This is a genomic window from Ruegeria sp. YKSF57 (assembly GCF_059612585.1).
Window position 1 is genome coordinate 26,015 of sequence record NZ_JBXWQW010000024.1, and the last position, 25,395, is coordinate 51,409.

Annotated in this window: 20 protein-coding genes; 12 read left to right on the forward strand and 8 right to left on the reverse strand. The window is 62.7% G+C overall.

Annotated elements, in window-relative coordinates; all coding sequences use genetic code 11:
• Positions 1 to 6 precede the first annotated feature (6 nt).
• From pbpC to AC2FLX_RS11820, 3 genes are read right to left on the reverse strand one after another with little or no spacing between them, the layout of a single operon-like run.
• Positions 7 to 2,043: a penicillin-binding protein 1C gene (gene pbpC, locus AC2FLX_RS11810; RefSeq protein ID WP_496809780.1), complete on the reverse strand. Its 2,037-nt coding sequence runs from the start codon at positions 2,041 to 2,043 to the stop codon at positions 7 to 9.
• A complete protein-coding gene (locus AC2FLX_RS11815; protein ID WP_480748814.1) occupies positions 2,036 to 2,599 on the reverse strand; it encodes a putative glycolipid-binding domain-containing protein in 564 nt (187 codons plus the stop codon). Before AC2FLX_RS11815 ends, pbpC begins: the two co-directional genes overlap by 8 nt.
• Positions 2,596 to 8,019, reverse strand: coding sequence for an alpha-2-macroglobulin family protein (locus tag AC2FLX_RS11820; protein ID WP_496809781.1), 5,424 nt, complete (start codon positions 8,017 to 8,019; stop codon positions 2,596 to 2,598). Before AC2FLX_RS11820 ends, AC2FLX_RS11815 begins: the two co-directional genes overlap by 4 nt.
• 136 nt (positions 8,020 to 8,155) lie before the next feature.
• On the opposite strand from AC2FLX_RS11820, the gene AC2FLX_RS11825 reads away from it, so the two are divergent.
• Complete coding sequence (locus AC2FLX_RS11825; RefSeq protein WP_496809782.1) at positions 8,156 to 10,390, forward strand: response regulator; 2,235 nt, start codon at positions 8,156 to 8,158, stop codon at positions 10,388 to 10,390.
• A gap of 19 nt (positions 10,391 to 10,409) precedes the next feature.
• Positions 10,410 to 10,862: a VOC family protein gene (locus tag AC2FLX_RS11830; protein ID WP_496746095.1), complete on the forward strand. Its 453-nt coding sequence runs from the start codon at positions 10,410 to 10,412 to the stop codon at positions 10,860 to 10,862.
• Here the strand turns inward: AC2FLX_RS11830 and yaaA are convergent.
• From yaaA to AC2FLX_RS11850, 4 genes are all read right to left on the reverse strand, one after another.
• A complete protein-coding gene (yaaA, locus tag AC2FLX_RS11835) occupies positions 10,853 to 11,623 on the reverse strand; it encodes a peroxide stress protein YaaA (RefSeq protein ID WP_480748819.1) in 771 nt (256 codons plus the stop codon). The genes AC2FLX_RS11830 and yaaA overlap by 10 nt on opposite strands.
• 35 nt (positions 11,624 to 11,658) lie before the next feature.
• The gene (recQ, locus tag AC2FLX_RS11840) at positions 11,659 to 13,698 is read right to left on the reverse strand and encodes a DNA helicase RecQ (protein WP_496746099.1); all 2,040 of its coding nucleotides are present in this window, start codon (positions 13,696 to 13,698) and stop codon (positions 11,659 to 11,661) included.
• Between the two features lie 90 nt (positions 13,699 to 13,788).
• Positions 13,789 to 14,076, reverse strand: a complete 288-nt coding sequence (locus AC2FLX_RS11845; RefSeq protein WP_480748821.1) for a YggT family protein — start codon at positions 14,074 to 14,076, stop codon at positions 13,789 to 13,791.
• A 70-nt stretch (positions 14,077 to 14,146) separates the two neighbouring features.
• On the reverse strand, positions 14,147 to 15,667 hold the full coding sequence (locus AC2FLX_RS11850; protein ID WP_480748822.1) for a pilus assembly protein TadG-related protein: 1,521 nt from the start codon (positions 15,665 to 15,667) through the stop codon (positions 14,147 to 14,149).
• 365 nt (positions 15,668 to 16,032) lie between these two features.
• Between AC2FLX_RS11850 and AC2FLX_RS11855 the strand changes: the two genes are divergently transcribed.
• The 10 genes from AC2FLX_RS11855 (at position 16,033) to AC2FLX_RS11900 (ending at position 24,979) form a co-directional block, all read left to right on the forward strand.
• On the forward strand, positions 16,033 to 17,400 hold the full coding sequence (locus tag AC2FLX_RS11855; protein ID WP_496746101.1) for an MFS transporter: 1,368 nt from the start codon (positions 16,033 to 16,035) through the stop codon (positions 17,398 to 17,400).
• A complete protein-coding gene (mepA, locus tag AC2FLX_RS11860; RefSeq protein WP_496746103.1) occupies positions 17,397 to 18,260 on the forward strand; it encodes a penicillin-insensitive murein endopeptidase in 864 nt (287 codons plus the stop codon). The genes AC2FLX_RS11855 and mepA overlap by 4 nt, the downstream gene beginning before the upstream one ends.
• A complete protein-coding gene (locus AC2FLX_RS11865) occupies positions 18,233 to 19,117 on the forward strand; it encodes an esterase-like activity of phytase family protein (RefSeq protein WP_496809783.1) in 885 nt (294 codons plus the stop codon). The genes mepA and AC2FLX_RS11865 overlap by 28 nt, the downstream gene beginning before the upstream one ends.
• Positions 19,118 to 19,210: 93 nt before the next feature.
• Positions 19,211 to 19,855 (forward strand): queuosine precursor transporter, encoded by a 645-nt coding sequence (locus AC2FLX_RS11870; RefSeq protein ID WP_496809784.1) that lies wholly within the window; start codon positions 19,211 to 19,213, stop codon positions 19,853 to 19,855.
• A 263-nt stretch (positions 19,856 to 20,118) separates the two neighbouring features.
• Positions 20,119 to 20,538: an alternative ribosome rescue aminoacyl-tRNA hydrolase ArfB gene (gene arfB / locus AC2FLX_RS11875; RefSeq protein WP_496809785.1), complete on the forward strand. Its 420-nt coding sequence runs from the start codon at positions 20,119 to 20,121 to the stop codon at positions 20,536 to 20,538.
• A 63-nt stretch (positions 20,539 to 20,601) separates the two neighbouring features.
• Positions 20,602 to 21,348, forward strand: a complete 747-nt coding sequence (locus AC2FLX_RS11880) for an SDR family oxidoreductase (RefSeq protein ID WP_480748828.1) — start codon at positions 20,602 to 20,604, stop codon at positions 21,346 to 21,348.
• A gap of 36 nt (positions 21,349 to 21,384) precedes the next feature.
• A complete protein-coding gene (locus tag AC2FLX_RS11885; protein WP_496809786.1) occupies positions 21,385 to 22,392 on the forward strand; it encodes a P1 family peptidase in 1,008 nt (335 codons plus the stop codon).
• 114 nt (positions 22,393 to 22,506) lie between these two features.
• The gene (locus AC2FLX_RS11890) at positions 22,507 to 22,920 is read left to right on the forward strand and encodes a c-type cytochrome (RefSeq protein ID WP_480748830.1); all 414 of its coding nucleotides are present in this window, start codon (positions 22,507 to 22,509) and stop codon (positions 22,918 to 22,920) included.
• A 211-nt stretch (positions 22,921 to 23,131) separates the two neighbouring features.
• Entirely contained in the window at positions 23,132 to 23,674 is a 543-nt protein-coding gene (idi, locus tag AC2FLX_RS11895; RefSeq protein WP_496809787.1) for an isopentenyl-diphosphate Delta-isomerase, read from the forward strand.
• Positions 23,675 to 23,731: 57 nt separating this feature from the next.
• On the forward strand, positions 23,732 to 24,979 hold the full coding sequence (locus AC2FLX_RS11900; RefSeq protein WP_496746112.1) for a flavin-dependent oxidoreductase: 1,248 nt from the start codon (positions 23,732 to 23,734) through the stop codon (positions 24,977 to 24,979).
• A gap of 170 nt (positions 24,980 to 25,149) precedes the next feature.
• On the opposite strand, the gene AC2FLX_RS11905 is transcribed toward AC2FLX_RS11900, so the two are convergent.
• Complete coding sequence (locus AC2FLX_RS11905) at positions 25,150 to 25,320, reverse strand: hypothetical protein (RefSeq protein ID WP_496746114.1); 171 nt, start codon at positions 25,318 to 25,320, stop codon at positions 25,150 to 25,152.
• Positions 25,321 to 25,395: the final 75 nt, after the last annotated feature.

Below are 25,395 nucleotides of genomic sequence, written 5' to 3' on the forward strand. Positions count from 1 at the left end.
TCCCTTTCAATCGATCGCGATGGAGATCCGGTCTGACCGGCCTTTTGCATCCACGAGGACAAACGAGGCATAGCCCCGGCCGGGGTTTGGAATTTCGAACTCGGTCTGCCGGATGCCGGTGGCGACGGGGCGGCCATCGGCCAGCAGAGAATAAGGGCCTTGTCCGCCACGCAGCTTGACGGTCAGCGGCGTACCATCAGTCGCCAGTCGCGCGCCATCCGGAGGAAACAGCAGTTGCGGCGCACCGGTTGCGGGCTGGAACGCGGCAGAGCGGGGCCGGAATCGCTGCAGCGGCGCGGGCAGGTCCGCAACGCCGACGATCAGGGTCGCGGGTGGCGGCGGCGGCAGCGGGTCGAAGGCGGGTTTCAGTCGTCCGAACGCCTCGAACAGCACGGGTGCGGCCAGATCGCCGCCAAAGGCGCCCGGTACAGGAGTGCCGTCGGCCCGGCCCAGCCAGACGCCGATCACATGCCGCCCGTCATAGCCGATGGCCCATGCGTCGCGGTGGCCGTAGGACGTGCCGGTCTTGTAGGCGAGCACATTTGCGGGGGCACCGGGCGGCGGCGCGAGACCCGCCAGAATATCGCCGACCTGCCATGCGGCCACGTCGGAAATCACCCGTGCTGTGTTGCCCGCCGGATCGGTCAGGCGGTCGCGCAGCAACGGTCCCTGACCGCCAGCCGCCAGCGTGGCGTAAAGCTGCACCAGATCGTTCAGGGTGATCCCCACCCCGCCCAGCGACACCGCAAGACCCGGCGCGCCGCCGGTGAGGCGCGGGCGCGCGCCCGCCCGGTTCAGCGCGGCCATGATGCGGCTTGGCCCAAGCTCGTGCGTCAGGCGGACGACGGGAATGTTGAGCGACATCTGCAACGCCTCGCGCACCCGTACATCGCCGCGGAACATCCCGTCGAAATTGCGCGGCGCATAGCGGCCGAACATGACAGGGCCGTCATGGATCAGGGTTTCGGGATGGGCCATGCCCTGATCGAACGCCAGCCCATAGACCAGCGGTTTCAGGGTCGAGCCGGGCGAGCGCAGGGCGGTGGTCATATCCACGAAGCCCTGCCGCGTGTCGTCATACCCGGCAGAGCCGACCGAGGCGAGGATGTCGCCGGTCGTATAATCGGCAACCATCATCGCGCCAGAGACCCGCGCCCCGGCGCGGGCGGCGGCGCGGGCGACCAGCGGTTCGAGTTGTGACTGCAGCCGTGCGTCGATGGTCAGATCATGGGTCTGGGCCTCGGGCGCGTCAGCGATCGCGCGATCCGCCGGATGCGCGGCCAGTTGCGGAAAGGGGCGCAGCATCACGGGCGTCGGCTCGGTCAAGGCCGCCCGAACCTCGGATAGTGGCAGGGCGTTCTGGTCGGCCATCCGGCGCAAAACCCTGTCGCGCGCCTGAGCGGCCGCAACGGGGTGCCGGTCGGGCCTGCGGGTTTCAGGCGATTGCGGCAGGGCCACGAGCAGCGCGGATTGCGCCGGGGTCAGGCGGCGCGGCTCTTTCCCGAACCAGGCCAGTGTCGCGGCGCGCACGCCTTCGAGATTGCCGCCATAGGGCGCGTGGGTCAGGTAGAGGTCGAGGATATCCTGTTTGCCCAGCTGCCGTTCCAGTGCCAGCGCCACCCGGATCTGACGCAGCTTGCCGCGCCAGCGGCCAGTCGGGCCATTTTCCAGCAGGCGCGCGACCTGCATCGTCAGGGTGGAACCACCCGACACCACCTGCCCGTTCCACAGCGCCTGTGCGGAGGCGCGGATCATCGCCAGCAGGTCAACGCCCGAATGGGTCCAGAAGCGTTTGTCCTCATACCGGATCAGCATTGCGACAAAATCCGGATCGACCGGCCCCGGCTGCAATCGCCAGAGGCCGTCCTCGACCGGATAGGCCCGCAGCAACGCGCCGTTGCGGTCCCGTACCTCGGTCGATGTCTGCGCCAGTGTCGACGGCAGAACGGTGCGGGCAATCCACCCGTCTGCCGCGTCGCGCGCAAGTGCGGAAAGGAACAGTCCCGCGGCAAGACCCAGCAAGATGCGCGCCGGACTAGCCATCGACCCAGCCTTCCCACAAGCCGGGATATGCGGTAACGAAGCCCGATCCGTGGACCTCAAGCTCGGCCTCGAAGTTTGGCGAGCTGTAACGGATGCCGGTTGCGTCGATGCGGGTATAGATCTGGTTCAGCCGTTCCAGCATGCCCAGACCGGGTTTCAGCCAGGCGGCGCTGACGTGGGCGCTCTGGCCCCGGGCCAGCGACAGGCGGCGCAGGGGAAGCAGGTTGGTGGCCGGGGTAAAGCTGAGGTCGAGATCATGGCAGTTGGCGGTGTTGTCCTGCATCTCGTCATTCAGAACCCACCCCTGCGGCCCGCGATGCAGGCGCAGCGCAATGGCGCGCCCGCCGATGTGGCCCGCCACATCCGCCGACAGGCTGTACCAGTCGGGATCGCAGCGCACGTCATAACTGAGACTGGCATCAACGCCATCGTCATGCCAGAGCGCCTGGCCGACCAGCATCCAGCCCTGATCCAGTTGCGACAGGGTGCAACGGTCGGTGCCCTGGATGTCGAGCCGACGCCAATGGGCCGAGGCGACGGCCGTGCGCCCGGTCATTGCACCGCGACCCGCCCGGTGCCGGTCCAGGCGCGGTTGCGGGGGCGGTACATATCCTCGACCGAAGCCGCCGGGTGGTGAAAGCTGCCCGGCGTGACCGCGCGGGCGACATAGGCCAGCGTTATGGTGACGGGGCCGAACTGATCCACCGCCGCAAGGAACCGGTCAGATCGGAATTCGGCATGGGTGGCCTCGGAAAGGCTGAGCCAGTCGAGCGCACGCACATCACCCGATCGCAAGAGGTTGGGGTTGTCGATCTCGATCCCCGCCGGGAGCGGATCGTTGATCATCAGCCGGGCGCCGCCATCCTCGAACGGGGTCACGATCAGGACCGACACGAAACGTTCGCCCACGGCAAAGTTGCTGCGGTCAAGCGGCGCGCCATCCATCGAGAAATACTGGCGGGTGAGGGAATACCCCGTGCCGCCCGCCTGTGGCGCGACCTCGGGCACGCCAGAGACGGTGAGGGTTATGTCGGTGCTGTGCCCGTCGGCGGCGGTGATGTTGAGCACCTCGTCCGCCGCGTCCGCCAGCACCTGCACGAAGGGGCCATCGACGGGCTCGCCATTGACCTGCAGGCCGGATCGTTCGGGCGTCTGCACCAGCGCATGGGCGGCCAGCAGGGACCAGGCGGCCTCTTGCGTCGACAGTGCGCCGGTGTCGGAACTGATCCGGGTTACCAGTGCGTCGCGGTCGATGGCGGCGCTGCCTGCCTCGGTCGCCAGCGCAAGCAGCCCGGCGGCATCACGCAGCGGTGTGCCATAATCGGCGCGCCAGAGCGTTTCGTCCTGCGCAGGGCGGTTCGCCACCATGCGCGCGGCGCGGGCAAACATGGTGTCGGCGCGGGTCTGGTCGCCATAGGCCGCCAGCGCCGCACCAAGTTGTGCCGCCGCCAGCGGGGTCGAAAACGCCTGGCCCTTGACGTCGGCATAATAGCGCAGATCCCCCATTGCCGCCGCACCTTCGCGCGCCAGCACCATCAGGGCATAGGCGATATCCTCGCCCCCCTGATCGAAATCGGGGGCATAGCTGATGCGGTTGCGCAGGTTGTCCATCGCCTGAGCAAAGGCGCGGTCGGGAACAGCATGGCCCTGCGCGCGGGCGCGGGACAGGAAGTCACCCACATAGGCATCAAGCCAGAAATCGCCGCTTTCGGCGCGCCAAAGGCCAAAGGAGCCGTTTCCGGCCTGCCGGGTCAGGACGCTGCGGATCGCGGCGTTGATCCTGTCGGATACCGCGGTTCGGTTTCCCAGCCCCGTGGCCTGCGCCACCGAAGACAGGTAGAGCAGCGGCAGGGCCTGGCTGGTCACCTGTTCGGTGCAGCCATAGGGATAGCGGTCGAGCGTGTCCAAAAGGCCCGGCGCGTCGAACCGCGCCAGTGGCCCGGCAGACAGGACAGCCTTGCCGGAGCCGGGGTGCAGCCCGGCAAAGACATCGGCCGAGAACAGGAAGCTGTCACCCGCGCCCAGCGCGAAGCGGCGCGTCTGGGCCACGACCGGATCGTTGGCGCGTACTGGCAGGGTCAGCGATTGGGTCAGAGCGCGGCCATCGGGTGTTGTGACGGTCACGTCGATCGCCGGATCGCCCAGCGCGGTAGCGCGCACGGGGATCTCGAACACCGCCTTGGCCCCTTCCTCCAACGTGAAACCGGCGGGCGTGTCTCCCAGATCCAGCGCCGCTGAGGCGGCAAGGGTCAGGCCCATATCCCCGGCGGGACCATCGGCATGGACAATCTCCAACAGCAGTCGGCTGGTGTCACCGGGAGCCAGGTATCGCGGCAGGCTGGCGGTCACGACCACGGGGTCGCGCACGGTCATCTCGGCCTCGGCCTGTCCCACCGCGCGGGCAGACCAAGCGACCGCCATCAGCCGTACCGTGCCGTTGAAGGCGGGCAGAGGCAGGTCAATCACGGCCTCGCCGTTGGTGTCCACTTTCACCGGGCCGGAGAACACCGCCATCAGATCCTGCGTCGGTGGCGGTGATTGCATGCGCAGGCCCGCATCGCTGTCACCTCCAGAACGCACGGTGCCCATCGCGCCGTTCATGCCATCGATCAGACGGCCATAGACGTCGCGCAGTTCGACCCCAAGACGGCGCTGGCCGAAATAGTATCCCGTTGGATCGGGGCTGTCGAAGCCCGTGAGGTTCAGGATGCCCACATCCACAGCCGCCAGCGTCAGCCAGGCCTGTTCTCCTTCGGCAACGCCGTCAACCTTGATGCGGGCCTGTTGGGTCTGGCGCGGTTCGGCCACCGGAGGAGCCTCGATCGACACCGCAAGTTCGCGCCCCGGCGCCGCGACGGCAGCATGGGCCACGCCCAGCGCACGGGCCGGGTTCTGACCGGAAGTGACATCCATCGGGCGGATCACGGTCGCGGTTACATAAGCGCCCGCGCCCCAAGCCTCGGTCACCGGCAGGGGAATGACGCTTGCGCCCTGGGGTACGTCGATGGACTGACGCAAGATCACCCGGTTCGACAGGACGGCGATCTGCGCGATACCCGCTGCGCGCGGCACAATCCGCAGTTGCGCGGTGTCGCCGGGGCGATAGCTGTCACGGTCGAGCGACATTTCCAGCCGGTCGGGCGTGGCGGTGGCATCAGCGGCTTGATACCAGCCTGCGTGGAAATCCACGGCAGCGGCGGCATAGTCGCCGTCCAGCCGTTCGATCACCAGCTCATACCGACCCCAATCGACCGGCTGGCTGAGCGGCAGGGGATCGGTGCCCAGGTCGGCCTCGCCCGTGGCGATGCGGGTGCGGCGCGTGGTGGGTTCCCAGTTCCAGTTGCCGTAGAGCTGATACCATTGATAACGCGTCTCGACGCGGTTCAGTGTCCAGCGCACGCGCATGTTGGCAGGCGTCAGATCGGGCGACAGGGCGACAATCTGAAACGCGGCCTCGGCCCCTTCGGCCACCACGTCGTCGAACATCGGCTTGATGCCGATCACCGGGGTTTGCGGCAGAACGGGCGCAGTCAGGCGGCGTTCGACCGGTCGGCCCGAGCCGTCGGCCAGACGGGCGATCACCGTCGCCTCTAGCGGCTTGCCCGGCAAATCGACCGAGGGAATTTCGACCGCCACGGTCGCCTGACCCTGAGCATCGGTTCGCGCACCGCCGAAATGGCTGGATGGGGAAGGATTCGGAGCGTCATAGCGGCCAAAACGATAGCCTTCGTACCCAGCCACGGTTTCGGCAGCGCGCAGAACCACCTGCCCGTCGATGGTCAGGTCGGAACCCGGCGCGCCAAAAAGATATCGTGCCTCGATTTGCAGCGGCGGGCTGTCACCGGGGCGCAGGGGCGTGTTGGGCAGGGCCAAGTCGAAGTCGATGCGCTCGGGCAGGAAATCCTCGACCAGCACGGTCTGGCTGGCCAGTGCGGGGCCTTGCGGATCGGTCCTGAGTTCGATCCGCCAGGTGCCGCGCGGGGCGTCGCCCGCCACGGGCATGACAAAGACGTGGCCGCCTGCCTTGCCGCCGTCCGAGACCGCGCGGCGGTATTCGACACCGTCGGGTCGGCTGAGGATGGCGGTCAGCGGCAGTCCTTCGACCGCCTGCGCCCGATCATCGCGGGTCAGGGCGGTCAGATGAATGGTCTCGCCCGCGCGATATACGCCGCGATCGGTTGTCAGGAACACGTCGACCGGCCCGGCGGGCGGGCGCCCCTCGACCCCGCGATCGGACAGGTCGAAGGCGGGATCGGTGAGCGGCAGGAAGGAGAAATCGCTGCCACTTTCTGCGAGGATCAACGCCGGGGCTGCCGCCCCGCGCCCGCGTGTGAGACCGGGATCGAACCGGGCATAGCCGTCGGCGTCGGTTGTGGCTTTTGCAATCACGGCATTCGCCTGAGAGATCAGCGAGACTTCGACGCCCGCGCGCGAAGTGGCGTCACCGAGGCTCCGGACAGCTACATGCAACCCGTCGGTGCCCGACATCGAGCCGAGGCCCAGATCGGACAGAACGAACCACTGGGTCGCGCCGGGGTCGTCATAGGGATCGGCACCCGGTACCCGCGCAGTCAGCGCATAGATGCCCGCCGGTTGCTGCGCGATTGCGGCCCCCATCGGCAGACGGGAGGTCATGTCGCGGTTGAGCTCGGATTGCACCTCGGCGGTGCCGGTCCAGACTTCCTGAGCAATCTCTGACGTAAACTGCTGATCCTGCCAGTGACTGAGCGGGCGGCCAAAGAAGCCGTCCTGTACCGCGCGCAGCAAATTTCGGTCGCTGATCCGGCGAAGTTTCAGATCAAGCCGGGTCAGGTTGACGGTCTCGACCGGCAGCGCCGCATCGGCCGCTTTGGGCAGAACGTAGCTGCGGCCGGGAAAGCGGACCGATGGCGCGCGGTCGCGGACATAGTGTGTCAGTTCGACATCCTTGATCAGCGCCTCGCCCGAGGCGGCAGGCAGACCCTGCCGGATGACGAGGCGGTAACGCTTGCCATGCTCGACCCCATCCACGCAAAGCTGGCGGTCATCGGCCTGTACCACGAGCTGAGGTTCGGGCAATTGCACGAATGGTTCGTAGTCGACGCCGGCCTGCACCAGCGGTTCGGAAAACTCTGCGCAGATGCGTGGCTGGGCAGCATCGCTTTCAACAGTGGTATCCGTGATGCGAAAGCCGTATTTCGCCACCGCCGCTTCGAGGGCAGCCAGAATGTCAGCGCGCGGCTGCAGGTCCGAGGCCAGCCGCAGCGCCGAGACCATGTCGCGGCCCCGATCGCTGCGTTCCAGCGCGTCGCCCATCACCGACAGGGCGGTCGCCTGTGCAGCGGGGGCGTCCGCGCGCAGATAGGCATTTACCGCTGCGTTCAGTGCCCGCATGGAGTAATCGCGCTGGCGTTGCCGGTCGTCGCCCGGGATATCCAGCAACAGGCGCGCGTAGTCGGCCCACAGATCGCCCCGGTCAGTGAGCGATACCGCGATACCGGTCCAGCGCATCGCCAGTTGCGGCGTGTCGGCGGCGTGGGCCGCCGCCAGAACCGATGCCGGATCGAACCCGCCGCCGGGATGGCGCAGGCCAAGATCGCGGGCCTGGTTGCGCGCGCGCGCCAGTTCGTCATCACTCAGGAACGGCAGTTCCGCGGAGCGAACGCGGGACAGTGCGAGCGCCTCGTCGCCTGTCGCAATCTTTTGCGCCGATAGCGCGCCCTCGTAGATGTCCTGCCGCGATACGCCGGATTTCGGGAAACACGCGTTTGAACGGGTGTTGTAGGTGAAGGCGGCACATCGGCTGTTGGCGGAACAGGCCCGCACACAGGATTGCAGGTCGGTGTCGAACAGGGGGTCCAGATCCGAGCCATAAAAATCGGCGTCACGGGTGACGACAAAGCGGAAATCAGCGGTGCCGGATTGGGCATGCAGGTCGTTCGCTCCGGAAAAGATCAGCAAAATCAAGGAAATTGAGAAAAATGCAAAGCGGCGCATGGCGACCTCCTGTTTGGTCTCAAGGTGACACGGGCGGCCGTGCCTTTGCAACGCCAGAGACGCGGCCAAGACAGGTTTAAACAGTTTTTCACCTAATCACCCGATGCTGCGCCGAGACTGTCAGGGAAACCGAAGAATGAGCCTTGCCGACAAACTGGCCGGGGAACGGCGCGCGCGACTGGCGGCCGAGCGGCGGCTGGACCTCAAAAAGGCGGAACTGTCTGCTGCAAACCGCAAGCTTGGCCAGCATGCGATGGCCTTGACGAAAGAGATTGGCGAGACCCGCGCCGAAGTCGCCACCGTGCGGGATGAAAATGAAAAGGTGAAATCAGATCTCACGGTAGCAAATGCCAAGATCGAAGTGGCCGAACGCCGGTTATGGCATTCGATCCAGACCATTCAGGACGGGTTCGCCTATTATGACGCCGATCACAGGATGATCGGTGCGAACACCGCCTATCTGAGTGTTTTCGATGGTCTGGACGAGGTTGCACCCGGCATATCCTATATGCGCTTGCTTGAGATCCTGACAGATGAGGGCCTGATCGATCTTGGCGAACAGTCCGCATCCGAGTGGCGCGACATGATGCGCAACCGCTGGCTGTCGGACATTCCCGAACCGATCGTGATCCAGCTCTGGAACCGGCAATATGTCAAGCTCATCGACCAACGAGGCCATGGCGGCGATATGGTCAGCCTGGCGCTCAACATCACCGCGACTGTCCGTTACGAGGCCGAGTTGCGCGCCGCCCGCGAAAAAGCCGAAGCGGCGAACCGGGCGAAATCGGCCTTTTTGGCCAATATGAGTCACGAAATCCGAACGCCGATGAACGGCATCGTCGGCATGTCGGAACTGCTGACCGATACCGTGCTGGACGAAGAACAGCAAACTTATGTCGACACCATCCGCAGTTCGGGCGAGGCATTGCTGGTCATCATCAATGACGTGCTGGATTATTCCAAGATCGAGGCTGACAAGCTGGTGCTTTACCCCGAAAGCTTTGATCTGGAACGGTGCATCCACGAGATTGCCATGCTGATGCAACCGACGGTTAGGGAAAAGGGATTGTCGCTGCTGGTGGATTACGACCTGTTCCTGCCGACGCTGTTTGTCGGCGATCCGGGCCGGGTGCGGCAGGTATTGACAAATCTGTTGGGGAACGCGGTGAAATTCACCGCCAAGGGGCATGTGCTGATCCGGGTAACCGGCGTTCCGGATGCCGAAAATGGGACATGCAGCATTCATATGGCGATCGAGGATACCGGCATCGGTATCGCCAGATCGAAAATCGACCACATCTTCGGCGAGTTCAATCAGGTCGAGGATGAGCGGAACCGCGCCTTTGAGGGCACCGGGTTGGGCCTGGCCATTTCGCAACGGCTGGTCGAGATCATGGGCGGCAGGATCTGGGTGGAAAGCGAAGAGGGGCAAGGCACCTGTTTCGGATTCCGGATCACTCTGCCGACAGCCGAAGGGCCACAGCCCGTTCCCCCCAGCCTGACGGAACGTCTGCATCATGTCATGGTGGTGGATGACCTGGCCGTCAACCGGGCGATTCTGGAAAAACAGCTTGGCCGCCTGGGGGCAAGGGTGACGTCGTGCCGGTCGGGGGCCGAGGCGTTACAACGACTGGATGAGAGCGTCGATTTGATCCTCAGCGATCATCACATGCCTGATCTGGAAGGGCTGGAGATGGCGCGCCTGATGCGCGAGCGGGGATGGGATGACGTGCCGATCGTCATCGTGACCGCGAATCCCGGTGCGATCCACGGCGATGCAAACCGGCATCTGGTTCAGGGCGTCATGCAGAAACCGGTGCCGCGGGCGGAACTGTTCTCGCGTCTCGAAGCGTTGGGAGCAGTGGTCTTTGATCGGATTCCCGCGCTGGACGACCGGGAGGAAACGGCCGATACACATGAGCCGGCCATTCCCTCGGGGCAGCTCCGGACGATGCGGGTTCTGGCGGCCGAGGACAACCGGACCAACCAGCTGGTCCTGAGCAAGATGGTCAAGGATCTGGATATCGAACTGCGGTTCGCAGGCAATGGTATCGAGGCGGTGGAAGCATTTTCGGCGTTTGCGCCCGACCTGATCTTCATGGATATCTCGATGCCCAAGATGGACGGTAAACAGGCCGCCGGCGAAATCCGCCGTATCGAGGCAGACAGCGGGCGGCGCGTGCCCATCGTCGCCCTGACCGCGCATGCCATGGCCGGGGATGCCGAGGGGATATTGGCGGCAGGTCTGGATCATTATCTGACCAAGCCGCTGCAAAAGGCCCTGATCCATGAAATGATCATCGAGCATCAACCGTCGGACGCGCGCCCGGTGGTCCCGTCCAGGCCTGAATTGCCTTGTGCGCCCATCTGACCCGACATAGCTTTGAGCCATGATCGAAGACCGTGGATTCCGGCCCCGAGCCTTGGGCGAAATTGCCATCCGCTGCGCCGATATGGCGGCGATGATTGCATTCTATGAGACCGTCATCGGGCTGGAACGGGTGCGGGGGGATCGCGACAGCCCCATCGTTTTTTTCAAGATCGCCGAAGGGTTCGGCGGGCATACCAGCGTGCTGGCCCTGTTCCATCACGACACCGCGCCTCGCCCCGGCGATGCGGGCGGGCCGGTGACGGGCGGCAACTCGGCGCTGCATCACATCGCCCTGTCGCTGCCGTTTGACGAGCAGGAGGCCGTGATGCGCTGGTATGACCGGATCGGCCAGTCCTATCGGGTGGAACAGTTCGGCTGGATCGGCTGGCGCGGCATTTTCACCGCAGACCCCGAAGGCAATACGGTGGAGCTGGTGGCCTTTGATCCGTCGATGCTGGACGGTCAGGCCTGATAGGGGCGGACAAAGACCGGCTTGTCAGGTTCGGACAGATCGGGGCGATGGGCATATCCGCCGCTGTCGAAATCGGTCAGCGAGGCCGGATCGGTCAACCGGTGCTGGATCACGTATCGCGCCATCGCGCCACGCGCCTTCTTGGCGAAGAAACTGACGATCTTTGGCGCACCGCCCTTGTCCTCCATGAAGACGGGCGTCACGACGCGTAGTTTCAGCGCCTTTTGGTCGACTGCGCCGAAATATTCCTGACTGGCGCAGTTGACCAGAATTTCGGAACCGATCTGTTCAGCCTGATGGTTGAGCGCCTTGCTGAGCTGATCGCGCCAATACTCATAGAGGTTTTTGCCGCGCCGGGTTTTCAGCTTGCTGCCCATCTCGAGCCGATAGGCCTGCATCGCGTCGAGCGGACGCAGCACGCCATAAAGCCCCGACAGGATGCGCAGGTGATCCTGCGCCCATGCCATTTCGTCGGCGTCCAGCGAGGTGGCCTCGAGCCCCTGATAGGTATCGCCAGCAAATGCAAGGGCTGCGGGGCGGGTCGCGTTACGATCCGGCGTATCGGAGAAGACCTGAAAGCGGTCGCGGTTCAGACGGGCCAGATCGTCGCTGAGACTCATCAGTTTCTTCAGGTCACCCAGCGTCAGGTTACGGGCACTTTTCGCCAGCCTGATCGCATCCTCCTGAAAGGCGGGTTCGGTCGCCTCGACATCCCGCTCCGCCCAGTCCAGCCGCTTGGCCGGAGAGATCACTACCAGCATATCCGCCCCCAAAATCCCTTGCCGTTCCGCCGTATCTAGCCCGCCGCCCCCAGGACGTCCAGAAAGGCCGGGCCGAAACGTTCCGCGCGGCGTTCGCCCAGCACCTGTTCCAGACCGCGCACATCGCCGGGGCGCAGTTGCGCCACCTTGGCCAGCTGTGAGGCCGAACAGGTCAGCGGCTTGTCGATCCCGTCGGGACCACGCGCCAGTTCCGATTGCACTTCGAGCAGGCGGTCATAGACGCCCGCGGTCTCGCGACCGGCCAGTTTGCGCCGCGCCGGATGCAGCGCCGCCGCCTCGCCCGAGATCACTTGGAGGAAGGTCGCGCCATAGCGCTCCAGTTTTTTCGCGCCGACACCGCCGACACGGGCCATGTCATCGAGCGACCTGGGCCGTTTTTCGGCCATTTCGATCAGGGTCCGGTCGGGGAAAATGACGTAGGCAGGCACGCGCGCAGCCTCGGCCAGTGCACGGCGTTTGGCCTTGAGCGCCGACAGAAGCGGCGCGTCCTCTTCGCTCACCATGGTCTTGACGGCGGGTCGGCGGACGGCCTTGTTGATCGTATCCTTGCGCAGGCGGATCGTCGCCTCGGCCTTGAGGATCGGTTTGGCAGCCTCGGTCATGCGCAACGCGCCGTGGCGTTCGGGATCGGGGCGGATCAGGTCGTGCCCCATCATCTGCCGGAAAATCGCCTGCCACTGGGGCCGTGACCATGCCTTGCCGACACCAAAGGTGGGCAGGTCGTCATGGCGGCGGGCGCGCACCTTGTCGGTGTCGTTGCCGGTCAGGATGTCGATCAGGTGGCCCGCGCCAAACCATTCTTCGGTGCGCAGAATGGCCGACAGGGCCATGCGCACAGGAGTGGTGCCGTCGAACACATCTGCCGGGCTGTCGCAGAGGTCGCATTTGCCGCAGGGCTCGGCCTGTTCCCCGAAATATCCCAACAGGGTCTGGCGACGGCAATCCAGCGCTTCGGCCAGCCCCAAAAGCGCGTTGAGCCGCGCGTGGTCAGCGGCGCGACGTTCGGGTGGGGCCAGCCCCTCGTCGATCTGGGACCGACGCAGGCGAATGTCGTCGGGGCCGAACAGGGTCAGGGTCTCGGCGGGCGCTCCGTCGCGACCGGCGCGCCCGATTTCCTGATAGTAGGCCTCAATGGACTTCGGCAGATCGGCATGGGCAACCCAACGGATGTCGGGCTTGTCGATGCCCATTCCAAAGGCGACGGTGGCGACGACGATCAGCCCGTCCTCGCGCGCGAAGCGGGTTTCGACAATGCGGCGATCCTCGGCCTCCATGCCGCCGTGATAGTGACAGGCGTTATGCCCGTCTTCGCGCAGGGCCTGGGCCAGCACTTCGGTCTTGTTGCGGGTGCCGCAATAGACGATGCCGGACTGACCCTTGCGGGCATCGGCAAAGTCGAGAACCTGCTTGCGCGGGCCGTCCTTGGCGGCAAAGGCCAGGTGGATGTTGGGCCGGTCGAAACCGCGAAGAAACGTGCGCGGGACCTGACCGTCGAACAGCTTTTCGACGATCTCGTCACGGGTTTCGGCGTCTGCCGTGGCGGTGAAGGCCGCGAGCGGGACGTTCAACGCGCGCCTGAGCTCTCCGATCCGCAGGTAGTCGGGGCGGAAATCGTGTCCCCATTGGCTGACACAATGGGCCTCGTCCACGGCGATCAGGGTGACGTTGATCCGACGCAGCATGCCCAACGCGGACCCGGCAGCGAGGCGTTCGGGCGCCATGTAGAGGAGTTTCAGGCGCCCGGCCTGAAGTGCCTCCCAAACAGCATCGGTTTCCTCGACCGTGTTGCCCGAGGTGAGCGCACCGGCTTCGACCCCGGCCTCCTGCAAGGCACGGACCTGGTCGCGCATGAGCGCGATTAGCGGCGAGATGACAACCGTCACCCCGTCGCGCAACAGCGCCGGAAGCTGGAAACAGAGCGACTTGCCACCGCCGGTCGGCATGATGGCCAACACGTTTTCGCCCGCCGTCACAGCATCGACGATCTCTGCCTGTCCGGTGCGGAAGTCGTCGAATCCGAAGACATCTCGCAGCAATGGCGCGGCGTCCAGCATGTTCGGGTGGCCCTGTTCACAACTTTTGGTGTCTGCTCTTGATGGGCAGTTTCACACACTAAGATTCGGTGAACAAGTGCGCAAAAGAGGTCAGTAGAAATAGACTGCGTTGTTCACCAGAACGATCCGCAACGCATAAACGCCGATCAGCACCACCAGCGGCGCAAGGTCGATGCCGCCCATCGGTGGCAGGATGCGGCGGACGGGGCCATAGATCGGTTCGAGAATGCGGTTCAGCCCATACCAGATCTGCGCCACGAATTGCTGATGCAGGTTCAGAACCTGGAAATTGATCAGCCAGCTCATGATCACATGCGCCAGGATGAAGAACCAGACAACGTCCAGGATCAGCAGCAGGATTTGGATCAGCGACAGCATGGGCACTCCGTTTTCAGACTAGCCGAGACCTAAGCAGGCTCGACCAAAAGAGCAACCCTGCACGTGATCGTCATTGCGTCAGGCGCAGTTTCTGGATCGAGGAAGCGATGGACACAAATGCCTTTTCGATGTCCAGTCCACTCACATCATAGACGTGACTGTCGGAGCTGGCGCAGTTTTCGATAACTCTAAGACCCTCGGTTGGCGCTTCGAATGCGATGCCGTAGACGATGATGCCCTCTCGTTTCGCGATCCGGCAGATGTTCTTGGTGCGCTGATCCTTGGCGGTCGCGTTAATCCTGGAAAAAGCGGCTTCAAACCACCTGCCGGCGTAACCGTTGTTTATCGGATAGTAGTTGTACAATGCGTTCCAATAAATGGACGCACGATTGAACAATTCCTGATAGGTCAGCCGGACGGCATCACCCGGCTCGTTGTCACCGTAAGGATGGTCAGACGTGTCGGGCGTGGTTCGAAAATTGTTTTTGTCCGGCCAGTAATACTGGTGATTGTTTCCTTGTGAGAAAAACACCGAATACTGATCTTCCTCGGCGTTGTACCAAACATCAGACAAACCCGACCTTAGCGATGGATTGAGAAGCGGCTGGTCGGTGTTTTTACCATCGGTCATGACGATTACGATCTTGATCACGTCCTTGTCGTAATCAATTGGCCGGCTGGCAAACTCTGCCGGGACGACGCCATCGGCGCTGAGGTCGCCCACGATATCGCGCATGCTGGGGTCCAAAAGTGCGACCCCCCATTTCATGCCGATTTCGATGGACGTGTTGCCCTTGGCGGTCAACTTGTCGATCTGCTCTTTCAGTTTAGTCGCGCTATTGGAAAATGCCGTAATCTCGCTCCCGTCACGGATAGGACAAACCGGGCTCGTTATCGGATCTTCGCTATCGGTAAACGGATCGAAATGCGCGGTTCTTTCAAGCCGATCGTTGCGGTGCAGGTCGGTGTCGCTGAACTGTTCCGGAATAAAATTCACACAATGGGAATAGTCGTGTTCCTGCGTAACATTGGTGAACTTGTCCAGCAACGTCTCGCCCGCATTGACCTGTGTAGCGTAGGGCACGATCGAGATCGAGGTTTCATCACTTTCGGATTTTTCCAGCAAAAGTTCGACAAACTCTTTTGCCGCGCCCTGCAACAGCGCGATCTTGGTGCTGCCATCCCGGCTGGCTTCCCCCATCGACCCCGAAATATCCAGCACCAGCGAAATCTCGACAGCGCCGATCGATTCTTCGGCGATGCTGCCCGCAACCGCACTCAGGCTGTCCACGCCGGACATATGCATGAAATGCGTGGGCACGACGGTTTCCGCGGTGGCCGTGATCTTGCGGAAGCCAAGGCCCTCGTCCACCTTGACCGCCTTAAGCCGATCTTCCAGCCCCGCCTTCTTCAGGTAGTCCCTGACAACAGCTTCGGGATCGAGTGTCTGGTCGAGGTCCGCGGCACCCAATGTCGCGCGGTCGAGAGTGGATTGCAGCAGGACCCGTTCCCGTTCGTACCGCATCAGGTCAACCCCAAGCCCGACGGTGATCAGGATGATCAGAAACAAAAACAAACCAAGGATCGTCATGGACCCGCGTTCGTTCTTGCAGAATTGCCAAGCCGCAAGGGCAATTGTTTTTGGTGATCTGCCGCAGCAGTCGCGCAACTTATTTGGGAACAACGTCATGAGGCAATCCTCACTGGGCGGATAAGGGTTGGGGCTTAAAGTGTGTGTCGGACCTAGTACCCGACTGTGGCGGTAATTTGGCGGAACTGTCGTAAATCCCATCACTTTTTTCGTAACGCAGGGTAATTTCGGAACAATGTGAAAAACTAATGGAAACAGTTTCCAAATTAGGATCAACGATTCGCGAAGATGCGGAACGCCCGGAAAGGCTTGCCTCATCCTGTGTACTGCCCGCATAAGGAGAACAAAAGGCAGGAGGGGCAGGAATGGCAGCGGTATCCAGGCGCAGGCGCATTTGGGGGTGGTGGTTTTTCGATTGGGCCAGCCAGCCCTATCACACGTTGCTGGTCACGTTTGTGTTCGGCCCTTATTTCGCGGGCGTGGCCGCCGAGTATTTCGCGAGCACCGGGCTGGACGCGCAAAGCGCGGCGGCGCAGGCGCAAAGCGTCTGGGCAAGGTGCCTGACCATAACCGGCCTGATCATCGCATTTGGCGCACCACTGCTGGGGGCACTTGCCGACGTGTCCGGGCGGCGCATTCCGTATATCTTTGCCTTTTCGGTGATGTATGCGGCGGGATCGGCGGCGCTGTGGTACACGATGCCCGACGGGTCGAACATGTGGTTGATCCTATCGGCCTTTGGACTGGGCTTTGTGGGCGCGGAATATGCGCTGATCTTCATCAACTCCCAACTTCCCGATCTGGGAAACGAACACGAGGTGGGCGAAATCTCGGGATCGGGGTTCGCGTTCGGTTATTTCGGAGGGTTGTTGTCGCTGGCGATCATGCTGGCCCTGTTTGTCGAGCAGCCAAACGGCAAGACGCTGATCGGAATGGACCCAATGTTCGGGCTGGATGCGGGTCAGCGCGAGGGAACGCGCTTTGTCGGCCCATTCACCGCCGGGTGGTTCATTCTGTTCATGGTGCCGTATTTCCTGTGGGTCCGGGATGAGGACCGTGGCGACCGCAAGGGCAGCGTGGGTGAGGCGCTGCGTCTGCTGGGGAAATCGGTGTCGAACCTGCGCCATCGCGGCAGCCTGTCGGCTTATCTGGGATCGTCGATGTTCTATCGTGATGCTCTGAACGGGCTATACAGTTTCGGCGGCGTCTATGCGCGACTGGTTCTGGAATGGGACCTGATCAGGATCGGTGTTTTCGGCATCGTCAGCGTGCTCGCCTCGGCGGTCTTTGCCTGGATCGGCGGCAAGCTGGACCGCAGGTTCGGCCCCAAACCGGTTATTCTGGTGACAATATGGGTTCTGATCCTCGTGTGCGTCACCATCGTGTCGATGGACAGAACTCAGATCTATGGCATCGCCCTGCCCGAGGGATCGGGCTTGCCGGACATGGTGTTTTTCGGCTGCGGTATCCTGATCGGGGGCATGGGGGGCATCCTGCAATCTGCCAGCCGGTCGATGATGGTGCGCCACACCGACCCGAAGGCACCTGTCGAAAGCTTTGGCCTTTACGGCCTGTCGGGCCGCGCCACCGCCTTTGCCGCGCCGCTTTTGATCGACCTAGCAACAATCGGCACGGGCAGCGCGCGTTTGGGGGTTTCCCCGATCGTGGCGTTGTTTATTCTGGGGCTGTTCCTGATGCGTTGGGTCAGACCGGAAGGGGACCAGAAACAATGATTTTTTTACGTCTTTTGACAGTTATCGGAATTTCGATTCTGGCCTGTTCGGCCAATGCCGCACCGTTAGCCAAGGAATTGTTCGGGGCAAAACAGCAGGCCTCCCGGCAGAAACCTGCCGCCTATGGCAGCTATGCCAAAGGATGCGCGGCGGGTTCGGTACAACTGCCTGAAACCGGCCCGACATGGCAGGCAATGCGGTTGTCGCGCAATCGCAACTGGGGACACCCGGAAACCATCGACTTTGTTCAGGACCTCAGCCAGTTTGCCGCCAGGCAGCGCGGCTGGGGCGGGCTATATATCGGCGATATCAGTCAGCCGCGCGGCGGGCCGATGCTGTCGGGCCATCGCAGTCACCAGATCGGGCTGGACATTGATATCTGGATGCTGCCGGCCAACAATCTGCGCCTGACCCGGCAGGCGCGCGAGAAGATCTCGTCCATCTCGCTGCGCCGGGCGAACGGGGCTTATGTCAACAGCAACTGGACAGCCAACCATCACGCGATCATTCGCGAGGCGGCCAAGGACAAGCGAGTGGCGCGAATTTTCGTCTTTCCTGGCGCCAAGGTTCAGATGTGCAATGACGAAAAGGGTAATCGCGCCTATTTGCGCAAGATCCGCCCATGGTGGGGGCATCATTACCATTTTCACGTCAGGCTGAACTGTCCGCGCGGGGCAAAGGGATGCGCCAATCAAAACCCGCCGCCCAAAGGGGACGGCTGTGCAGAAGCGCAACAATGGGTCAACAATATCCTGAACCCGCCACCACCCGATCCGAACGCGCCGCCCCCAAAGAAACGCCGTGAATACGTGCTGGCTGATCTGCCGAACCAATGCGCCGCTGTCTTGCAATCGGATTGATATCCGCCCTGTGCGTCGCGGGTTCGGTTCCGGCCGCGGACATCAAGCAGGCCACGTATCTGAGCAGTTTTACCTGGCGGCACAAGGCGATCTGGTTTGGAGGGTTCTCTGCCCTGGAATTGTCCGACAACGGATCCGACATGACGGTTCTGAGCGACCGTACATCCATTTTGACCGCCCGGATTCTTCGCGACGGCGATGCGATAACAGGAGTGGACATCGGGCCGCGCTTTCAGGTGCGCTCCAGCCAGAACCGGGTTCTGCCCGGGTGGGTCGGGGATTCCGAAGGGCTGGCCATCGACCGCGATGGGACGATCTATATCTCCTTCGAGGGTGTGCATCGCGTCGCGCGTTACGAAACGCTGGACGGACGTTCGAACGTTCTGCCGCGTCCCGAAGCCTTTACCAAGCTGGCGGGGAACGGTTCGTTCGAAGCGCTCGCAATCGACGCGCAGGGACGGGTTTACACGATGCCGGAAAGCAGCCGCACCACCGACGGGTCAATCCCGGTTTACAGGTGGGATGGTAAACGGTGGTCGACACCGTTCACGCTGAGCCAGATCGGGGGGTTTCTTCCGGTCGGCGCGGATTTCGGACCGGACGGAAAGCTGTACGTGCTTGAACGGGATGCATCGCTGATTGGTTTCCGTTCGCAGATACGCCGCTGGAGCATTGACGACACCGGCGTGAGTGGAGAAGAAATCCTGTTGAAAACCGGTGTCGGCACCCACGACAATCTGGAAGGCTTGTCCGTATGGCGTGACCGACTGGGCCGTCTGCGCGCCACAATGGTGTCGGACGACAATTTCCTTGGCCTGCAACGTACGGAGTTGGTGGAGTACATTCTGCCCGACTGACTTGCCTTCGCGACCGTTTTCCAATAGACGACCGCCTTGCCCGCGAAGCAGCGGGCCAAGTTGCCGCTACCTTGCCAAAACGGGTCCCGTATCATGAAACGCGCACATCTTCCCGGCATTTTTGCCATGGCCACCATTGTGGTGGCGTCGAACGTTCTGGTCCAGTTCCTGATCCTCGACGGGCTTCTGACCTGGGGCGCGTTCACCTATCCGGTCGCATTTCTGGTCACCGACGTGATGAATCGCGTCTATGGCGCGGCGGCGGCGCGGCGGGTGGTCTTTGCGGGCTTTCTGACCGGAATCGTCTGTTCGCTGATCGGTAGCCAGATCATGCTGCAGGGCGACGGATTCACCTATGCTGCCGTGCCATTGCGGATCGCCGTCGCCTCGGGCACCGCGTTTCTGATCGCGCAGCTGACGGATGTTGTGGTGTTCAACCGATTTCGCGGCGGGTATTGGTGGCGCGCGCCGTTGGTGTCGACGCTGATCGGCTCGGCGCTGGATACGGTGCTGTTTTTTACCATCGCCTTTTCCGCCTCGATCACGGTCTTTGGCGCCAACGCGGATGCAGCCATCAATTGGGCATGGGAGCCGGTTCCTTTCATGCTGAACGGCCCCGAAGCACCGCTGTGGGTAACGCTGGCTTTTGCCGACTGGCTGGTCAAGCTGGCGCTGGCGTTGATCGCGCTGGTTCCGTTCAGGGTGATCGTGGCGCGACTGACCGCACGGCCTGTGTAAAAAAACGCTTTGAGATTGGCACAACTTGTGGCACGCTTCTTTTCAACCGCAACAGATAGAAAAGGAGGTGATCCAGTGTCGAGAAAGAGATTGGAGAGAGGTGTCGGAACAACCGGGGGGATCGCCTGTTAAGGCAGCCCTTGGCGGAGCGCTCGCTCCGGCTGGTCGAATGATCTAACCGACCCGACCTCCTGAACTTTCGAAGGGCCGTCCCGCCGGGGCGGCCCTTTCTGTTTCTGCATGCGGCCTGTAAGGTCCGGCCCATGTTACGCGTCGCTGACGATATCGCCTTGCAGGACTGGGAACTGACCGAGAGCTTTATGCGCGCCTCGGGTCCCGGCGGGCAGAATGTGAACAAGGTTGCGACGGCGGTCGAGCTGCGATTCGAGGCCGAGCGTTCGCCATCCCTGCCGGGGCCGGTCAAGGCCCGCCTGAAACGGCTGGCCGGGCGGCGCTGGACCAAGGACGGGGCAATCGTGATCCAGTGCGACGAGACCCGGTCGCAGGCGCGAAATCGCGAGATTGCCCGCGAGCGCCTGGTCGAACTGATCGGGCGGGCGCTGGTTACGCCCAAGCGGCGCGTCGCAACCAAACCGACCTATGGATCGGTGAAACGCCGCCTGACCGCCAAGAAGGCACGCGGCGAGGTCAAGGCGCTGCGCGGCAAGGTGCCCGACGAATAATCTGGCATCTTTCGGGCGTGTTGGTACTCTTTCCTCAAACGACAGGAAGGGAGGCACAGGGTCATGAGGCTGGAGGGAAAAACCGCAATCGTCACCGGCGGTGCATCGGGGTTCGGAGCGGGAATCGCCGCCAAATTCATCGCCGAAGGCGCACGGGTCATGGTGGCCGATATTCATCATGAAGCGGCCCGAACCATGGCCGAGAACCTTGGCCCCAACGCAACCGCTGTGCATGTCGATGTGGCCGATGGTGCGTCGGTGCAGGATATGGCCGATGCGGCGCTGCGCTGGTTCGGGCATCTGGATATCCTGGTCAACAACGCCGGGGTTACCCATCTGCCCGCCTTGCTGGAGGACGTCAGCGAGCAGGATTTCGACCGCGTGTTCAACGTGAACATGAAGTCGGTCTATCTGACTGCCCGTGCGCTGGTGCCTCATATGAAAACCCAGGGCTCGGGCGCCATCCTCAACGTGGCATCGACCGCAGGGCTGTCGCCGCGGCCGAAGCTGAACTGGTACAATGCTTCCAAGGGCTGGATGATCACCGCGACCAAGACCATGGCGGTGGAACTGGCCCCGTCAGGCGTGCGGGTCAACGCGATCTGCCCGGTGGCCGGGGAAACGCCTTTGCTGAAATCCTTTCTGGGCGAAGACACGCCCGAAATGCGCGCAAAGTTCCTGGCGACCATTCCGCTGGGCCGGTTTTCCACCCCCGAGGATATGGGCAATGCGGCCTGTTTTCTATGTTCGGACGAGGCTGGCATGGTCACCGGCGTCGCGATGGAGGTTGATGGCGGGCGGTGTATCTGAATGCCTGTCTCCGAACCCGGCAGACCAGAGCCCGTTATGACACCCGGCCCCCGCAACCTCATCACCGATGTTCCCGGCCTCAGGGTCGGAAACGCGCAGGATCATGTTCTGAAATCCGGTTCAACCGTACTGGTGGGAGAACGCGCCCTGACCGGGTCTTACTGCGTCATGGGAGGAGCACCCGGCACGCGAGAAACCGATCTGTTGGAAGCCGACAAAACGGTGGCGCAGGTCGATGCGCTCGTTCTGTCGGGCGGTTCGACCTATGGGCTGGATGCTGCATCCGGGGTGGTTGCGGGGCTGCGCGAACAGGGGCGCGGTTTTCCGCTGCTGAACCTGCGTATACCGCTGGTGCCCGCCGCGATCATATTCGATCTGCTTAACGGCGGAGAAAAGGACTGGCGCGACAATCCTTATCCGGCGCTGGGACGGCAGGCTTTGGATGATGCGCGCGCTGATTTCGAAATCGGCAGCGTCGGGGCCGGGACGGGTGCCTTGACCGGAACCCACAAGGGCGGGCTGGGATCCGCCTCGCTTGTTCTGGCTTCGGGCATGACTGTCGGCGCCTTGGTCGCGGTCAACCCGATCGGTGCTGTAACCACACCCGGCGGCAGGCATTTCTGGGCCGCGCCGTTCGAGGTCGGGGAAGAGTTCGGCGGCCTTGGCCCCGATCCGCGTTCGGGGCTTGGGCGCCAGTTCACCAGCCTGAAGACCGCCGCGTTCGAGGACCTGGCCAACACCACGATCGGCATCGTCGCAACCGATGCCGCCCTGACCAAGGCGCAGGCCAAGCGCATCGCAACCGCCGCGCATGACGGCATCGCCCGGGCCATTGTGCCATCCCACTTGCCGAACGATGGTGACCTGATCTTTGCGGTTTCGACCAATGAGCGTCAGATCGACATGCCCGAACGCGATATCCTTCAGATCGGCCATGCCGCCGCGCTTTGCATCTCGCGGGCAATCGCGCGGGCGGTATATCATGCGACACCCGCGGACGGCGACCTTTTGCCGTGCTGGTCATCCCCTACAGGCAGAAACTGATCACAATTGCCTGAAGGGTGCGACACAGTGCCGGTACAAATCCCCTCGCAGGTTGACTATGCCGTCTGACAGCGTTCCTTTTGGGACAGCCGAACCAAATCTGGAGATTCCGCCATGAACCGTATTCTTGCCACCGCCCTTGTTGGCCTTCTGGCCGCGCCTGCCTTTGCCGAAGGTGATGCCGCTGCTGGTGAAAAAGAATTCAAGAAGTGCAAATCCTGCCACATGATCGAAAGCCCCTCGGGCGAAGCGATCGTGAAGGGTGGCAAGACCGGCCCGAACCTCTATGGTGTTGCCGGACGCCCCGCAGGTAGCGTTGAGGGCTTCAAGTACAGCGACAGCATGGTCGCCGCGGGCGAAAAAGGCCTGGTCTGGGACGAAGCCACGTTCAGCGAGTTCAGCATGGACCCCAAAGGGTTCCTGCAGACTTACCTGGACGACACCTCGGCCAAGTCTAAGATGACCTTCAAGCTGAAGAAGGGCAATGAGGACGTTTTTGCCTATCTGCAGAGTGTCGCAACCGAATAAGACGGCATCCCGTCCATCCGAAAGGCCGCACGCCCCTGCGGCCTTTCGTGCGATTGAACGACGCGCAAATCAGCGTCACTTTGACAAGGCGGGTGATCTGTACGGTCATGCCGAACCTTGACGAGAAAACCGACACAAGAACAGAGCCAGACCGGCCGCCCCAAGTCCGTCAGCGTCATACGCGCAGAGAACGGCAACAGGAGAGTTTGACATGGGACTCATGATTCCGGCGTGGATCGACGGTGAACTGTCACCGGTCGACAAGCTGGAAGCCCACGAGAAGGGCCTCAAGCACAAGGCGGTGTCGGTCTTTGTCGTGCGCGGGACCGAGATCCTGATGCAGCGCCGGGCGCTGGGCAAGTATCACACACCGGGCCTTTGGGCCAATACCTGCTGCACCCATCCCGACTGGGACGAGACCTCGTCCGCCTGCGCCGTGCGCCGGATGAACGAAGAGCTGGGGATCACCGGGCTGTATCCCGAATACCGGCACCGGCTGGAATATCACGCCGACGTCGGCAATGGCATGGTCGAGAACGAAGTCGTGGACGTGTTTCTGGCCCATTCCCGAGGCCCGCTGGATGTCAAGCCGAACCCGGATGAGGTTATGGACACTCGCTGGGTCGACTATCACGATCTGCTGGCCGAGGTGCACCGCCACCCCGACCGTTTTACCCCGTGGCTGAAGATTTATCTGCACAACCACGCCGACACGATCTTTGGGCCTGACCTGATCATCTCGGCCAAGTCCTGAGGCTTGCGCGCCGCCTTTGCGCCTGCTTTTTTGAGCGCAGGCAATGGGAGAGACGAGATGACGGTTCTGATCGCCGGTGCAGGTATCGCGGGATTGAGCCTGGGGCTGACGCTGCACCAGATCGGCGTACCCTTTCGCATTTATGAATCAACCCGCGAAATCCGGCCTTTGGGCGTGGGCATCAACCTGCAACCCAATGCAGTGCGGGAGTTTTTTGACCTCGGCCTGAGCAATGAGCTGGATGCAATCGGCGTCCGAACCCGGCAATACGGGTTCTATTCCAAGCTTGGCAAAACCATCTGGGAAGAGCCGCGCGGCACCTGGGCGGGCTATGCCTGGCCGCAATACTCGGTGCATCGCGGGCGGCTGCAAATGATGCTTTACCACGCGCTGGAGGCACGCGCGGGAACCGGCTGTATCGAAACCGGCGCGCGGGCGGTTGGGTTTGACGGGGCCGCTCTACTGCTGGAGGACGGGCGGCGCATTGAAGGGTCGCTGCTGATCGCGGCGGACGGCATTCATTCGGCCATCCGGGCGCAGATGTATCCGGACGAGGGCACGCCGATCTGGAACGGGCGGGTGTTGTGGCGGGCAACCACGCGCGCGCCGGTCTGGTTCGGAGGCGGCGCGATGGTGATGATCGGCCATGACGATTTGCGGCTGGTGGCGTATCCGATATCCGATCCGGATGCCAACGGTCTGGCGGAGATCAACTGGATCGCGGAAAAGCGATTTCCGCTGGATGCGTCGTGGAAGAAAGAGGACTGGAACCGCGCCGCCGAAATCAACGATTTTCTGCCGGAGTTCGAAAATTGGATTTTCGACTGGATCGACGTTCCGGCGCTGATCCGGGGGGCGGATGTAGTTTTCGAATACCCGATGGTCGACCGCGACCCGCTGCCGCAATGGACGCACGGCCCGGTCACATTGATCGGGGATGCAGCGCACCCGACCTATCCGGTGGGCTCGAACGGCGCCAGTCAAGGCATCATCGACGCGCGGGTGATCGGGGCCAAGATGCTGAGCCATGGTGTGAACCCGTTGGCGTTAAGCGCCTATGAAGCCGAACTGCGCCCTGTCACCACCGCCGTAGGGCAGGCCAACCGGGCGGGCGGAGGCCCGGACGCTGTGCTGCAACGGGTCGAGGATCTGTCCGGCGGCAATTTCGAGGATATCGATCAGGTGATCCCAAAGGCGGACCTTGCGGCCCATGCGGAGAAGTACAAATCCATCGCCGGGTTCTCGATTGCCGAACTGAACGCGCGACCAAGAACGGTTCCCGAGGGGGCCTGGGTTGGAGAATAGGTTCTGCCTCTGTCGTACTCCATTGTACGAAGTATGATCTGCTTTGCGGACGAAGCACCAATTCGCCTCTCCTGCACCAATGGCCGGTTTAGGAGCTTTGCAATCGCATCGCATATCACCTCGGGCGGATTCCGGGCTTTCGCCGCAGACGCAGACTCACCCTAGAGCGATTACGGGAGCGACCATTCAGATACTGACGACTGCGTCGCCATCGATGGAAGCAAGTTCAAGGCAATGAAAAGCCGGAACCGGAACTTCACAACGGGCACCACCCAGTCCTCAAGCCGATCAGGAAGCAGCGACGACTGACTGCGCTCGATACCCTCGATAAATCCCGACATGCCTGCTCCTGCCGTTTCGACAAAGCAAATTTCACAACGGAGGTTTCACACAACCTCGGCCGTTTTTGGTACTGC